This is a genomic window from Azospirillum agricola, from assembly GCF_017876095.1.
Lineage (GTDB): Bacteria > Pseudomonadota > Alphaproteobacteria > Azospirillales > Azospirillaceae > Azospirillum > Azospirillum agricola.
Window position 1 is genome coordinate 330,494 of sequence record NZ_JAGINM010000004.1, and the last position, 14,518, is coordinate 345,011.

The 14,518-nt window shown below is 70.7% G+C and carries 11 protein-coding genes; 5 read left to right on the forward strand and 6 right to left on the reverse strand.

The annotated features are described in order from the left end of the window. Window positions 1-115 precede the first annotated feature (115 nt). The 3 genes from J2847_RS07980 to J2847_RS07990 all read left to right on the forward strand — a co-directional run bounded on the left by J2847_RS07980 (window position 116) and on the right by J2847_RS07990 (window position 3,320). Complete coding sequence (locus J2847_RS07980) at window positions 116-1,753, forward strand: tetratricopeptide repeat protein (RefSeq protein WP_209778436.1); 1,638 nt, start codon at window positions 116-118, stop codon at window positions 1,751-1,753. Further along, window positions 1,750-3,066: an MFS transporter gene (locus tag J2847_RS07985; protein WP_209778437.1), complete on the forward strand. Its 1,317-nt coding sequence runs from the start codon at window positions 1,750-1,752 to the stop codon at window positions 3,064-3,066. Before J2847_RS07980 ends, J2847_RS07985 begins: the two co-directional genes overlap by 4 nt. Before the next feature lie 74 nt (window positions 3,067-3,140). Then, entirely contained in the window at window positions 3,141-3,320 is a 180-nt protein-coding gene (locus tag J2847_RS07990) for a hypothetical protein (protein ID WP_209778439.1), read from the forward strand. A gap of 201 nt (window positions 3,321-3,521) precedes the next feature. On the opposite strand, the gene purH is transcribed toward J2847_RS07990, so the two are convergent. From purH to clpB, 4 genes are all read right to left on the reverse strand, one after another. After that, complete coding sequence (gene purH, locus J2847_RS07995; RefSeq protein ID WP_209778441.1) at window positions 3,522-5,126, reverse strand: bifunctional phosphoribosylaminoimidazolecarboxamide formyltransferase/IMP cyclohydrolase; 1,605 nt, start codon at window positions 5,124-5,126, stop codon at window positions 3,522-3,524. A 282-nt stretch (window positions 5,127-5,408) separates the two neighbouring features. Continuing rightward, on the reverse strand, window positions 5,409-7,061 hold the full coding sequence (locus J2847_RS08000; RefSeq protein WP_209778442.1) for a heparinase II/III family protein: 1,653 nt from the start codon (window positions 7,059-7,061) through the stop codon (window positions 5,409-5,411). Window positions 7,062-7,193: 132 nt separating this feature from the next. After that, window positions 7,194-8,492 (reverse strand): RsmB/NOP family class I SAM-dependent RNA methyltransferase, encoded by a 1,299-nt coding sequence (locus J2847_RS08005; RefSeq protein ID WP_209778444.1) that lies wholly within the window; start codon window positions 8,490-8,492, stop codon window positions 7,194-7,196. Window positions 8,493-8,588: 96 nt separating this feature from the next. Further along, on the reverse strand, window positions 8,589-11,174 hold the full coding sequence (gene clpB / locus J2847_RS08010; protein ID WP_209778445.1) for an ATP-dependent chaperone ClpB: 2,586 nt from the start codon (window positions 11,172-11,174) through the stop codon (window positions 8,589-8,591). Window positions 11,175-11,461: 287 nt separating this feature from the next. Between clpB and J2847_RS08015 the strand changes: the two genes are divergently transcribed. Next, the gene (locus J2847_RS08015) at window positions 11,462-12,028 is read left to right on the forward strand and encodes an NUDIX domain-containing protein (protein WP_209778447.1); all 567 of its coding nucleotides are present in this window, start codon (window positions 11,462-11,464) and stop codon (window positions 12,026-12,028) included. A gap of 114 nt (window positions 12,029-12,142) precedes the next feature. Continuing rightward, a complete protein-coding gene (locus tag J2847_RS08020) occupies window positions 12,143-12,916 on the forward strand; it encodes an MOSC domain-containing protein (protein ID WP_209778448.1) in 774 nt (257 codons plus the stop codon). An 18-nt stretch (window positions 12,917-12,934) separates the two neighbouring features. Here J2847_RS08020 and J2847_RS08025 read toward each other — a convergent pair whose 3' ends face one another. Then, window positions 12,935-13,384, reverse strand: coding sequence for a DUF4167 domain-containing protein (locus J2847_RS08025; RefSeq protein ID WP_209778450.1), 450 nt, complete (start codon window positions 13,382-13,384; stop codon window positions 12,935-12,937). Between the two features lie 271 nt (window positions 13,385-13,655). Then, window positions 13,656-14,507, reverse strand: a complete 852-nt coding sequence (gene prmC / locus J2847_RS08030; RefSeq protein ID WP_209778451.1) for a peptide chain release factor N(5)-glutamine methyltransferase — start codon at window positions 14,505-14,507, stop codon at window positions 13,656-13,658. Window positions 14,508-14,518: the final 11 nt, after the last annotated feature.

The following is a 14,518-nucleotide window of genomic DNA, read 5'->3' on the forward strand; positions in this document are numbered from 1 at the left end:
CCTGATAATCGCCCATGCGCAACGCGGCATCCCGCACCGAAGGGCTGTGGAGCCGCGGCAATTCGGCTATGGTGCGGAATCCTTGGAGTTCCAGCCGATTCCGGAGCCGCCCGCGATGACCGACACGCCCGCCCCCACGCTGCTCGATGCGGCCCGCCTGTTCCGGGCCAACGATCTTGCGGGCGCCGAGGCGATCTGCCAGACGGTGCTGGCGACCGACCCGCACAACGCCCAGGGGCTGCACCTCCTCGGCCTGATCGCCGCCCACACCGGCCACGCCGACGACGCGCTCTCCCTCTTCGCCCAGGCCATCGCCGAGCAGGGCAGCGACCCGTCCTTCCACAACAGCCGGGGCAGCCTGCTCTTCCAGCTCGGCCGCGCGGCGGAGGCCGAGGAGGCCTTCCGCGCCGGCCTGTCGATCAACGCCGGCTTCCCGGAGCTGCACGGCAACCTCGGCAACGCGCTGAAGGCGCTGGGCCGGCTGGCGGAGGCGGCGGAGAGCTTCCGCGCCGCGCTCGACCTCAAGCCGGGCGCGCCGGAGATGCATCATTTCCTGGCATCCACCCTGCGCGAGCTGGGCGAGCTGGAGACGGCGGAAACCCATCTGCGCACCGCGCTCGACCTCGCCCCCGACTATCTGGAGGCGCACTACACCCTGGCCGAGCTGCTCGCCACCCGCGGCCGGCTGGAGGAGGCGGAGGCCGCCTTCCGCACCGTGCTGGCCGCCGCCCCGCGCTTCGTGCCGGCGCAGGTCGGGCTGGCCCATGTGCTGCAAAGCCTCGACCGCGCCGCCGACGCCATCGAGGCGATCGAGGCGGCGCGCGAACAGGCCCCCGACCACCCGCTGGTCCAGTTCACCCGCCGTCTGATCTATTCGAACGCGGTGCCCGGCTGGCACCTGCCGATGATCAATGATTTCGAGCGCAACGACGCCTACAAGCACTCGCTGGAGCGCGCGGTGAAACCGGACTCCCTCGTGCTGGAGATCGGCACCGGGTCGGGCATCGTCGCCATGATGGCGGCCCGCGCCGGGGCGCGGAAGGTCGTGACCTGCGAGGTCAACCCGATCCTGGCCCGCGTCGCCAAGGAGACCGTCGCCAACAACGGCTACGCCGACCGCGTCACCGTGGTGCCGCGCCTGTCCACCCAGCTCACCGTCGGCGAGGGCGGCGACCTGCCGGAGAAGGCCGACGTCTTCGTGTCGGAGCTGATCAACATCGGCATGCTGGCGCCGCGCATGCTGTCGGTGCTCCAGCACGCCCGCACCCATCTGGTGAAGCCGGGCGGCGCCATCATCCCGCGCGCCTCCACCGTCTACGCCATGCTGATCGAGACGCCGGAGCTGGCCCGCATCAACCCGGTCAAGCGGATCGACGGCTTCGACATGTCGAGTTTCGACGTCTTCCGCTCCCCCGGCTACCAGCAGATCGATCTCGGGGCCGACGCCCACAGCGCGCTGTCCGAGCCCTTCACCGCGCTGGATTTCGACTTCACCCGCAACATGCCGGAGGAAGGCGAGCGCGAGATCGACGTGACCGTCACCCGCGCCGGCACCTGCCATGGCGTCGCCTTCTGGTTCGACCTCTTCATGGACGAGGAGGTCGTCTACAAGTCGGAGAGCCAGGCGCGCACCAACCATTGGAAGCAGGCGATGACCTTCCTCGACGCGCCGATCCCGGTGCGGCCGGGCGACGTGCTGCGGGTCGTCGCGCGCTACGACAACAACCAGATCTCCTTCGGGATCGGCGGATGAGGCCGTTCGGCGGGGAGCCCCCGGTCGACCGGCGCGCCGTCGCCTCCTGGTGCCTCTACGACTGGGCGAACTCCGCCTACAACACCATCATCACCACCTTCGTCTTCTCGGTCTATTTCGCGCGCGGCGTGGTCGGCGACCCGGTCGCCGGAACCTCGCGCTGGAGCGTGGCGATGACCGTCGCCGGGATCGCCATCGCCCTGCTCAGCCCGGTGCTGGGCGCCATCGCCGACCGCAGCGGCCGGCGCAAGCCGTGGATGGCGCTGTTCACCGGCATCACCGTGCTGCTGAGCGCGGCGCTCTGGTGGGTGGAGCCCGACCCGTCCTTCGCGCTGTTCGCGCTGGTCTGCGTCGTCGTCGCCACCGTGTCCTTCGAGCTGGCCAACGTCTTCTACAACGCCACCCTGCCCGGTCTGGTGCCGGGGCGGCTGCTCGGGCGGGTGTCCGGCTGGGGCTGGGGCATCGGCTATTTCGGCGGGCTGGTCTGCCTCGTCGTCGCGCTGTTCGGCTTCGTGAAGGCGGAGGCGCCGCTGTTCGGCCTGCTCGGCGTCGCCTGGGACGACTGGGGGCCGCAGGCCAACATCCGCGCCACGGCGCTGCTGGTCGCGGTGTGGTACGGGCTGTTCGCCCTGCCCTATTTCCTGTGGGTGCCCGACGAGCCGTCGAGCGGGCGGCCGCTGGGGCAGGCGGTGCGCGAGGGCATCGGCATGCTCGGCCGCACGCTGCGCGAGGCGCGGCGCTACAAGCAGACCGTCCGCTTCCTGATCGCCAGCGCCTTCTACCGCGACGGCATCAACACCATCACCGCCTTCGGCGGCATCTTCGCCGCCGGGACCTTCGGCATGAGCTTCGAGGAGATCGTGATCTTCGCCATCGCGCTCAACGTGGTGGCGGGGGTGGGGGCGATCGGCTTCGCCTGGATGGACGACCGGGCCGGGGCCAAGCCGGTGATCCTGCTGGCGCTGCTCGGCATGACCGCCTTCGGCGTGCCGCTGCTGCTGGCGACCGACAAGCTGTGGTTCTGGGTGCTGGCGCTCGGGCTCGGCGCCTTCTTCGGGCCGGCGCAGGCGGCGGGGCGGTCGATGATGGCGCGCCTCGCCCCGCCGGGCATGACCACCGAGATGTTCGGGCTCTACGGCCTGACCGGGCGCTTCGTCGGCTTCTTCGGACCGCTGCTGTTCGGGCTGGCGACCGAGGCCTTCGCCAGCCAGCGCGCCGGGATGGGAACGGTCCTGGTTTTCTTCGTGGTCGGGTTCGTGCTTATGATGGGGGTGCGCGAACCGGACCGGTCGCGTCAGAACGCCGCAGCCTGAGAGCTTTCCAGGCCGGATCCTGTTACCCTCGTGATTGTTGCACTGCACAATTTCGAGGCCGAGAGGCACGAGCCATGCTGCACATCAAGGACATCGAAGCGTTCGCCCGCATCAACGAGGCGTTGAACGAGAAGCCGGAGAGCGATTCGGCCGGCGGGGAGGCCGCCGCAGCGGAAGAGGCGGAGGCGGCCCGCCTGCGACGGCTCGCCATGCTGCCGCTGCTGCCCTGGGGCCGATTCGTCCGCAAGCGTTGACGAATCCCTCAACGCTGACTTTACCCCTCTCCTTCCCGGGGAGAGGGTGGCCCGCAGGGCCGGTGAAGGGGCGTTACGGCCGGCAGGCCGGAAAAAACAAAAGATCAGCAACGGCTTCCGGTCTGCGACGCACAGTGCGTCCCCCTCACCCAACCCTCTCCCCGGGGGGGAGAGGGCAAGGTCGCAAGGGGAAAATGCCGCTCAGTGCCGGAAGTGGCGCATCCCGGTCAGGACCATCGCCAGACCCTTCTCGTCCGCCGCCGCGATGACGTCGGCGTCGCGGATCGAGCCGCCCGGCTGGATCACCGCCGTGACGCCGGCCTCCGCCGCCGCCAGCAGCCCGTCGGCGAAGGGGAAGAAGGCGTCCGACGCCACCACCGAGCCCTTGGTCAGCGGCTCCGCCAGACCGGCGGCCTTGGCGGCCTCGGCCGACTTGATGGCGGCGATGCGGGCGCTGTCGACACGGCTCATCTGGCCGGCGCCGACGCCGACCGTGGCGCCGTTCTTGGCGTAGACGATGGCGTTCGACTTGACGTGCTTGGCGACGCGGAAGGCGAAGAGCAGGTCGGCCAGCTCCTGCTCGGTCGGGGCGCGCTTGGTCACGACCTTCAGCCCGGCCGGGTTGACGCGGCCGGAATCGCGGTTCTGCAACAGGAAGCCGCCCGACAGATGCTTGACCATCATGCCGGCGTCGGCCGGGTTCGGCACGTCCTTGGTCAGCAGAACGCGCAGGTTCTTCTTGGTCGCCAGCAGCGCGCGGGCCGCGTCGTCGGCGTCCGGGGCGATCACCACCTCGGCGAAGAGCTTGGAAATCTCCTCGGCCGTCGCCGCGTCGAGCGAACGGTTCACCGCGATGATGCCGCCGAAGGCGCTGACCGGGTCGCACAGCAGCGCCGAGCGGTAGGCGTCGAGCAGGTTCGCACCCTGGGCGACGCCGCAGGGGTTGGCGTGCTTGATGATGGCGACGGCCGGCTGCTCGAACTCGGCGACCAGCTCGAAGGCGGCGTCGGTGTCGTTCAGGTTGTTGTAGGACAGCTCCTTGCCCTGGAGCTGGACGGCGGTCGCCACGCCGGGGCGCTGGTCGCCGGTGACGTAGAAGGCGGCCTGCTGGTGTGGGTTCTCGCCGTAGCGCAGCGTCTGCGCCAGCGAGCCCGACAGGGTGACGCGCGGCGGGAAGGTCTCGTCCAGCTCGCCGGCCAGCCACGTCGAGATGGCGGCGTCGTAGGCGGCGGTGCGGGCGTAGGCGCGCTGGGCCAGCTTGCGGCGCAGCCCCAGCGTGACGCAGCCGTCATGGGTCGCCAGCTCGTCCATCACCGCCTCGTAATCCGACGGCTCGGTGACGATGGTGACGAAATCATGGTTCTTGGCGGCGGCGCGGATCATCGCCGGCCCGCCGATGTCGATGTTCTCGACGCAATCGTCGTAGGCGGCACCCTTGGCGACCGTCGCCTCGAACGGGTAGAGGTTGACGACGACCAGATCGATCGGCGGGATGTCGTGCTGCGCCATCGCGTCGGCGTGGATGTCGCGGCGGGCCAGGATGCCGCCATGGACGCGCGGGTGCAGCGTCTTGACGCGGCCGTCCATGATCTCCGGGAAGCCGGTGTGGTCGGAGACCTCCTTGACCGGCACGCCGGCCTCGGCGAGGCGCTGGGCCGAACCGCCGGTCGACAGGATCTCGACGCCCTTGGCGGCCAGCGCCTGCCCCAGCGCCACCAGCCCGGTCTTGTCGGACACGGAAATCAGCGCGCGGGTGATGCGGACCTTGTCGGGGGCGGGAGCGTGGTTGGCTTTCGGCGGGCTCATGGCGTGATCCTGAGGCTTGCGTTGTCGGAACGCGGAAAGCCCGAAGGACACGGATGAACAGGATGAAGAAAAGCACGGATGAACACGGATCAAAATTCATCTGTGTTTATCTGTGTTCATCTGTGTCAGATCCTGCTTTGCCGAACAGAGATTCGACACAGATGAACACAGATAAACACAGATAGAAAAATCCGTGTTCATCCGTGCCCAATCCGTGTTCATCCGTGTTCCAAACCCCGCCCGCCAAGGCAAGCGGGTCCGGCCACCGCGGATGGGCGGGATTTACGCCGCCTTGCGTTCGCGGCGCAAGGCCCATTTCACCGTGATGCCCTCGGGTCCGCTATGCCCCTGCATCACGATCTGGCTGGTCCGCCGCGGCTCGTCGCCGCTGCCCATGTAGATGCTCTCGGCCAGTTCCAGCACCGCCCCGGTCGCCCGCATCCGCCAGACGTTGCCGCTGGGCAGCCGCAGTTCGACCTGGGCGCCGCCCTGGATCAGGGCGGGCTGGACCTGCGGGTGCAGATGGAAGCGGATGGCGAAGGGCTGGCCGGTCGGGGTGGCGCCGATCACCGGCTCCAGCGTGTCCTCGCCGCGCAGATCCTCGCCGTTGTCGGCCAGATAGACCCGCCGCCGGTGCAGGAAGCCGAAGCCCTTGCTGTAGCCGTTGTGGGTGGCGACGACCAGCACGGCGCCGTCCGATTCCTGGCGCTCGCAGCCGACATGCGACGGGCGGCGGCCGAGCCCGCCATTTTCCAGCACCTCGGCCGAGTTGGTGTCGGCGATCACCACCGTCGAATGGGCCGCCGAGCCGGCCAGCGCCGCGCGCCAGCGCCCGCGCTGCGACGGGTGGCTGCCGCAATTGACGATCAGCCGCTCCTTGCCGACCGACACCTCCATCGACAGGATGCCGGCGTGGGCGGTGCGGTCGAGCCCCGGCGGCGGCGGCGCCCCGGTGTCGAGCAGGGCCAGCGTCCGCCCGGCGATCAGCCGCTCGAAGCCGGTGTGCGGCGCGCTCTTCAGCGGACGGCCGCGGGCGTCGGCCTGGGCCAGCACGGTGTCGACCAGCCCGGCCTCCTCCTCGCGCCCGCCGTTGAACAGGGCGAGCCCGCCGTCGGCGTGACGGAAGAAGCGGAGCGCCGGGGTCATCCGGTCGATGGCGTGCTGGAGCGATTCCGGCACCTCGGCGCGGGCGACGCGCAGCACCGCGCGCATGTCGATCAGGTCGCGCAGCACCCGCAGCTGGACCGAGGGGTTGCGCTCGACATGGCCGCCGTCGGGCAGGATCTGGCGGGGCAGCTCGCGCTCGAGCAGGCGCAGCGCCTCGTAGCCGGCCTTCTCGTGGTCGGGCAGGCAGAAGCCGCCATAGACCAGCCCCTTGAGCGCCACGACCAGCCGCTCGCCGTCGAGCGCGCCGGGCAGCACCCGGCCAAGATGGCGGACCTGCCGGGCGAGATTCTCGAAGACCCGCGCGCGGAACTCGTCGTCGGCCGAGGCGCAGTAGAAGTCGTGCAGGCCGATCCAGTTGGCGACCCGCGCTCCCAGTATGTCGGGCGCCCAGCTCTGGGCGTTCCAGCCGCCGTTGTGGTCGAGCCAGGACCAGACCAGCACGCGGGCGCGCCGCCGCGCCATGTCGCCGCCGACCGCCCGCAGGTCGCGCATCCAGTCGAAGCCGTGCAGCGCCCGCAGCCAGCCGGCGCTGGCGCCGGGCAGCCGCCAGTTCGGCTCGCCGATGGGATCGACGGCGACCGCCTGTCCGGCGAAGCGCAGCACCCCGGCGAGGATGGCGGAACCGTCGGCGGCGTCGCCCGGCCAGGGATCGGGGGGGATGACCGCCAGGGCGCCCGGCGCCCGGCCGCCCAGCATCAGCGCGTAGAGCGGGTTCCCATAAGCGAGCCGGGCCATCCCGTCGCGCAGCCGCCCGAAACCGTCACCCATCGCCCGGACTCCTTCAGGACCGCGGACGGCGGGACGGGCCGGCGGGCGACAAAACGACGATGCGGGGAAGCGCGGGCGAAAGCATGAGTGTGTCGTATCAATTCACCGCCGCCACCGCAAGACGATGACGTCTTATTCGGGCCGGCGTCGCAGCCGTGCCACAAAGAAACCGTCGATGCCGCCGAGATCGGCGAGCATGCCGGGCAGCGAGCGGACCTCGCCCTTCTCGTTGATCGGCTCCGACAACCCACCCAGCTCGGCGGGCGTCACCGGCCAGCGCTCGACCCGGCCGTCGCGGGCCAGCAGGCGGGAGATCTGCGCCTCGCCCTCCTCCGGCTGGATCGAGCAGGTGCAGTAGATCAGCGTGCCGCCCGGCTTCACCAGATCGACCGCGCGGGCCAGCAGGCGGCCCTGCGCCTTGGCCAGCTTGGCGATGTCGTCGGGCGTCTTGACGCGCAGGATGTCGGGATGGCGGCGCACCGCCCCGGTCGCCGAGCAGGGCGCGTCGAGCAGCACCGCGTCGGCCGGGCCGCCCTCCGGCTCCCAGGTGGCGGCGTCGGTGGCGACCAGCTCGGCCTCCAGCCGCAGGCGCTTGAGGTTCTCGGTCACCCGCTCCAGCCGCTTGGCCGAGCGGTCGAGCGCGGTGACGCTCGCCCCCTGGGCCACGAGCTGCGCGGTCTTGCCGCCGGGGGCGGCGCAGAGGTCGAACACGCGCTTGGCGGCCAAGTCGCCGAACAGCTTGGCCGGCAGCGAGGCGGCCAGATCCTGCACCCACCAGGCGCCCTCGTCGAATCCCGGCAGCTCGGTGACGGAACCGCCGGACGGGCGGCGCAGCGAGCCGGTCGGCAGCAGGGTCGCTTCCAGCCGCTCCGCCCAGGCCGCCGGGTCGGCCTTCACCGTGAGGTCGAGCGGCGCCTCGTGCAGGTGCGCCTCGACGATGCCGCGCGCCTTCGCCGTGCCGTAGGCGGTGCGCCAGGACAGCCACATCCAATCGGGCGTGTTCAGCCGGCCAGCGTCCTGCTGGGCGGCCAGCGCCGGCCCCTCGCGCCCGATGCGGCGCAGCACGGCGTTGATGAGGCCCTTGTAGGGGGCGGCGTTGCGCGCGGCGGCGAGCTCCACCGCCGTGTCGACGGCGGCGTGGGCGGGGGTGTTGAGGAACACGAGCTGCGCCGTTCCCAGCCGCAGCATGTCGTGGATCGCCGCCTTGGGCAGGCCCGGCTTGGCGAGGCAGCTCTGGATCAGCTCGTCGATCTGGCCCAGCCGGCGCAGCACGGTGGCGACCAGCAGGCGGACGAAGCCGCGGTCGCGCGGCTCCAGCCCGGCAAGGTCGGGGTGCGCGTCGAACGCGTCGTCGAAGGGAACGGACTTGCGCAGCACGTCGCGCAGCAAGTCGAGCGCGACGCCGCGGGCGGCGAGGGTGGTGTCGGTCATTCCGTTGATCTAGCGCGCCCGGCGGCGGGAGTCGATGGCGCAATCATCCTCTTCCACCCCGTGGCAACGCTTGCCACGGGGTGGAAGCGGGAATGGTCAGCCGATCGGCACGCCGTCGATGGTCAGGGAACCGTCCGCGGCCCCGACCCGCACCGTCTGGCCGTCCTTGACGCGGCCCTCCAGGATCATGGTCGCCAGCGGGTTCTGCAACGACCGCTGGATCACCCGCTTGAGCGGACGCGCGCCATAGACCGGGTCGTAGCCGGCGTCGGCCAGCCATTGCGTCGCCGCCTCGTCCACCGCCAGCGTGATGTCGCGCTCGGCGAGCATCTTCGTCAGGCGGCCGAGCTGGATGGTGACGATCCCGCCCATGTGCCGGCGGTCGAGCCGGTGGAACAGCAGGATCTCGTCCAGGCGGTTCAGGAACTCCGGCCGGAAATGGGCGCGGACCGCCTCCATCACCTCGTCGCGGACGGCGGCGCTGTCCTGGCCCTCCGGCTGGTCGGCCAGCGCCTGCGAGCCGAGGTTCGAGGTCATGATGATGACCACGTTGCGGAAATCCACCGTCCGCCCCTGCCCGTCGGTCAACCGCCCGTCGTCGAGCACCTGGAGCAGCACGTTGAAGACGTCCGGATGGGCCTTCTCCACCTCGTCGAACAGCACGACCTGATAGGGCCGGCGGCGCACCGCCTCGGTCAGCGCCCCGCCCTCCTCGTAGCCGACATAGCCGGGAGGCGCGCCGATCATGCGGGCGACCGAGTGCTTCTCCATGTATTCCGACATGTCGAGCCGGACCATGGCGGTCTCGTCGTCGAACAGGAACTCGGCCAGCGCCTTGGTCAGCTCGGTCTTGCCGACGCCGGTGGGCCCCAGGAACAGGAAGGAGCCGATCGGCCGGTTCGGGTCCTGCAAGCCGGCGCGCGCCCGGCGCACCGCGTTGGACACGGCGACGATGGCCTCCTCCTGGCCGATGACGCGGCCGCGCAGGCGGCTTTCCATCGCCAGCAGCTTCTCGCGCTCGCCGGCCAGCATCTTGTCGACCGGGACGCCGGTCCAGCGGCTGACCACGCCGGCGATGTCGCTCTCGCGCACCTCCTCGTTCAGCATGCGGTTGGCGGCGTGCTCCTCGGCGGCCTTCAGCGCGGTCTCCAGGCCGGGGATGACCCCGTAGGCCAGCTCGCCGGCGCGGCCCCAGTTGCCGTCGCGCTGCGCCGCCTCCAGCTCGGTACGGGCCTTCTCCAGATCCTCCTTGATCTTCTGCGCGCCCTGGAGCTGGTCCTTCTCGGCCTGCCACTTGGCGGTCAGCGCGGCGGATTCCTGCTCCAGATCGGCCAACTCGCGCTCCAGGTTGCCGAGCCGGTCGCGGGAGCCCTGGTCGGATTCGCGCTTCAGCGCCTCGCGCTCGATCTTGAGCTGGATGATGCGGCGGTCCAGCTCGTCGATGGTCTCCGGCTTGCTGTCCACCGCCATGCGCAGGCGGCTGGCCGCCTCGTCGATCAGGTCGATGGCCTTGTCGGGCAGGAAGCGGTCGGTGATGTAGCGGTTGGACAGCGTCGCCGCCGCGACGATGGCCGCGTCGGTGATGCGCACGGCGTGGTGGAGTTCGTAGCGCTCCTTCAGGCCGCGCAGGATGGAGATGGTGTCCTCCACCGTCGGCTCGGGCACGAAGACCGGCTGGAAGCGCCGGGCGAGCGCGGCGTCCTTCTCGATGTGCTTGCGGTACTCGTCCAGCGTGGTGGCGCCGACGCAATGCAGCTCGCCGCGCGCCAGGGCGGGCTTCAGCATGTTCGAGGCGTCCATCGCGCCGTCGGCCTTGCCGGCGCCGACCAGCGTGTGCAGCTCGTCGATGAAGACGACGATCTCGCCGGCGGCGGCCTGGATTTCCGACAGCACCGCCTTCAGCCGCTCCTCGAACTCGCCGCGGTATTTGGCGCCGGCAACCAGCGCGCCGAGGTCGAGCGACAGCAGCCGCTTGTTCTTCAGCCCCTCCGGCACGTCGCCCTTGACGATGCGCTGGGCCAGCCCCTCGACGATGGCGGTCTTGCCGACGCCGGGCTCGCCGATCAGGACCGGGTTGTTCTTGGTGCGGCGCGCCAGCACCTGGATGGTGCGGCGGATCTCCTCGTCGCGGCCGATGACCGGGTCGAGCTTGCCCTCGCGGGCGGACGCGGTCAGGTCGCGCGCGTATTTCTTCAGCGCGTCGTAGCCCTGCTCGGCGCTCGCCGTGTCGGCGGTGCGGCCCTTGCGGACGTCGTTGATGGCGCTGTTGAGCCCCTGCGGGGTGACGCCGGCCGCCTTCAGCAGCCGGGCCGAGGGCGTGCCGTCGGCCATGGCGAGCGCCAGCAGGATGCGCTCGGCGGTGACGAAGCTGTCGCCGGCCTTCTGCGCGATCGTCTCGGCCTCGCCGAAGACGCGCGACAGTTCGGGGGAGAGGTAGAGCTGCCCGGCGCCGCTGCCCTCGACCTTCGGCTGCTTGTCCAGTTCGGCGTCGACGGAGGCGAGCGCCATCGCCGGGTCGCCGCCGGCGGCGCGGATCAGGTTGGCGGCCAGCCCCTCCTTGTCGTCGAGCAGGGTCTTCAGCAGATGCTCGGGCGTCAGGCGCTGGTGGCCCCGGCGCGTGGCCAGCGTCTGCGCGGCCTGGACGAATCCGCGGCTGCGCTCGGTGTATTTCTCGAAATCCATGGCGTGCTCCCTTATCTCCGCCGACCGTCCGCGAGGCAGCCCGGTCGTTCCGATCCACATGAAACGTGCGATCCGCAAGGATGCTGCCAAAGATGTAGGCACCGCCCGACGCCATGCAAGACCATCGGCCACACGGGGGCTTGCGGGGGCCAGACCGGCCGAAGGAGGTAGCCGCCGCCGGCGCTTTCCCGCCGGATTCCCGGCCGATCGGATCACTTACGCGCCGCCGACGCCGGCGCTAGACTGCGCGGCGGTCACATCCAGGGAACGGCAAGGGACGGGAGTTCATGACGGCCATCGCCACCCCCCGCAAGACGGCCCGCGACGCGGCCGACCCGGCGGCCACAGCGTCGGCCGCCAAGCCGGCGCCGCGCCCGCTGCTCGCCGCCCTGCTGCGGCTCGCCTGGATCGGCCGGGGGCTGTGGCACCGGGTCGCCCGGCCGCTGACCATGGGGGTGCGCGCTCTCATCCTCGATGAATCCGACCCGGCCGCCGCCCGGATCCTGCTGATCCGCCACAGCTACGTCGGCGGCTGGCACATGCCCGGCGGCGGCGTCGGCAAGGGCGAGACGCTGGCCGAGGCCATGCGCCGGGAGGTGCGGGAGGAGGTCGGGCTGAGGGTGGAGGGCGAGACGCCGCCGTTGGGAATCTACGCCCGCTTCCGCAACGGGGCGAGCGACCATGTGACGGTCTTCGTCGTGCGCGGCTGGAGCGGCACGCCGAAAGCCGACGGGGTGGAGATCGTCGAGGCGCGCTTCTTCACCGTCGACCGGCTGCCCGCCGACCTGAGCCCGGCGACCCGCCGCCGGCTGGAGGAGTTCCTCGGCGGCAAGCCGCCCGCAGCGCGCTGGTAGCGCCACTCTGGACGGAATGGGATCGCCCGCCGGATCGGCGCGTTGGGCGGAGCGGCCGGACCGCCCATCGGACCGGTTGACAGAGCCGATCCCACCCACTCATTGTGCAGTGCAATGAACCCCACCGTCGCCGCCATTCGCCGCCACCCCGTGAAGGGGCTGAGCGGCCAAGAGCTGACCGCCGCCGACCTCGTTCCCGGCCAAGCCCTTCCGCTCGACCGCCGTTACGGCCTGCTGCACGGGCCGGCCGCCCTGGACACCGACGTGAAGGGATGGCGGCCACCGTCGGATTTCTTCACGCTGGACCGCACCGAGAAGCTGGCCCTGCTCGACACCGGGTTCGACGAGGCGACCCATTCGCTGATCGTCCGGCGCGGCGGGCGGCAGGTGTCGCGCGGACGGCTCGACCAGCCGATGGGCCGCACCCTGCTGGAGCAGTTCTTCGCCGCCTATCTGGCCGGCACCGTGCCCGGCATGCCGCGCCTGGTCGAAGCGGCGCCCGGCGGCGCCTTCGGCGACAGCGAGGAGCCGTCGCTGGTCCTGCTGAATCTCGCCAGCCTGCGCGACCTGGAGGAACGGATCGCCAAGCAGCCGGTCGATCCGCGCCGCTTCCGGGCCAATCTGCTGATCGACGGGCTGAATCCGTGGGTGGAACGGTCCTGGGCCGGAACGACGCTGACCGTCGGAGGGGCGACGCTCGCCATCGTCGAGGCGGTCGACTGCCGGCCGGCCTACGACGTGAACCCCGCCAGCGGGGCGACCGACCTCAATCTGCTGCCGCTCATGGAGCGCGGCTACGGCCACGCGCAGGTCGCGCTGCGCGCCCGCGTCGTCCGTGGCGGCCGGATCGCCGTGGGCGATCCGGTCTCACCGGGAGAGGTCGGGTAAAAACCGGGCCTCCCGCCTTCAGGCGTTGACCGCCGCCCGTTCCTCGGCGCCATCGGCCTCATCCTCGCCGCCCTGCTGGTCCTCGTCCTCGGACGTGGCCGCCGGGGCGCCCTGCGCGTGGGCGTGGCTGTTGCCGGGCTGGCCGCCGCGCTGGCGGTTTTCCGATTCCTGGATCTGGTTGATGATGCGGAGATAATGCTCCGCGTGCTGGAGATAGTTCTCGGCCTGCACCCGGTCGCCCGACGACATCGCGTCGCGCGCCAGCGCCTGGTACTTCTCCTGGACTTGCCACGCGTTGCCGCGGATGCGCACGTCCGGACCGTTGCTGTCGAAGGTCTGATGACGCAGCGGAACGTTCTGGCGCCGGTTGGCGTTGCCGCCCCCGCCACCACCACCACCGCCGCCACCACCGCCCCCGCCGCTGTTGCCACGACCGCGCGAACGCCTGGAGTTCGGTCCCTGTCTCATTCGGCTCTTAAGGCCCCATGCAAGAGAAGCGCATTCCCCGGAACGCCCGGCCGGCCATCCCGGCCGCCAAGCCCGCCGTGGAGACCGTCCACGGATGAGTCACGGGGATCAAACGACGCGTCCGCAGCAAGTGCGGCGGGTTGTGGCGGTCAACGCTCGGCAAAGCACCAGTCCGAGACCAAGAACCCCGCAATCCCTTATGTTCGCGGTCGTGTACCGCACACTAACCGCCAACGCCCGCCAATCCAACCTTTTTTTTGGATTACCCGGATCATGCCAAGTCGTTCCGGCCCCGAACACATCGTTCGATTCCACCAAGATCGCGGAGCCGCGCTATGTCCGCGATGCCCTGTGCGGCGAACAGATCCGCCACATCCGGAGCTTGCCCCTGCCCCACCTCGACGGCGACCAGCCCGCCGGGCACGAGGAGCGCCGGCAACTGGGCCGCGATGATCCGATAGGGATCCAAACCATCGGCACCCCCATCGAGCGCGCGCCGCGGGTCGTGCTCCCGCACCTCCGGGGCCAGCGTGGCGATGTCGGCCGTCGGAATGTAGGGCGGGTTGGAGACGACGATGTCGAAACGGTCCTCAATGCCGCTGCCCCAATCGCCGGTCTGGAAGCGTGCCCGCGCGGCCAGCCGATTGCGCTCCGCGTTGCCGGCCGCCGCCTCGACCGCCAGCGGGCTGAGATCGACGCCGAGGCCGCTGGCGTTCGGCAGCTCCGCCAGCAGGGCCAGCAGGATGCAACCCGTTCCGGTTCCGAGATCGAGCAGGCGAAGGGAAGCGTTCTTGTCGGGAAGCGCCTTCAGCACGGCCTCGACCACGGTTTCCGTGTCGGGACGCGGCTCCAGCGTGTCGGGGTTGAGGGCAAGGTCGATGGTCCAGAACTCGCGATGGCCGAGGATGCGGCCGACCGGCTCGTGGGCCGCGCGGCGGTCGACCAGGGCCAGGGCGCGGGCGGCGTCGGCTTCCGGAATTATTTGTTCCGATTTCGTAATGAAGTCGGTCCGTGTGAGGTTCAGCGCGTGTTCCAGCAGGTAGCGCGCGTCGAGATCCGGCGTGTCGATGCCGGCATCGCGCAAACGCGCCTCGGCAAGCCGCCGCAGGGCGTGAAGATTCATGGCCGCTTCGC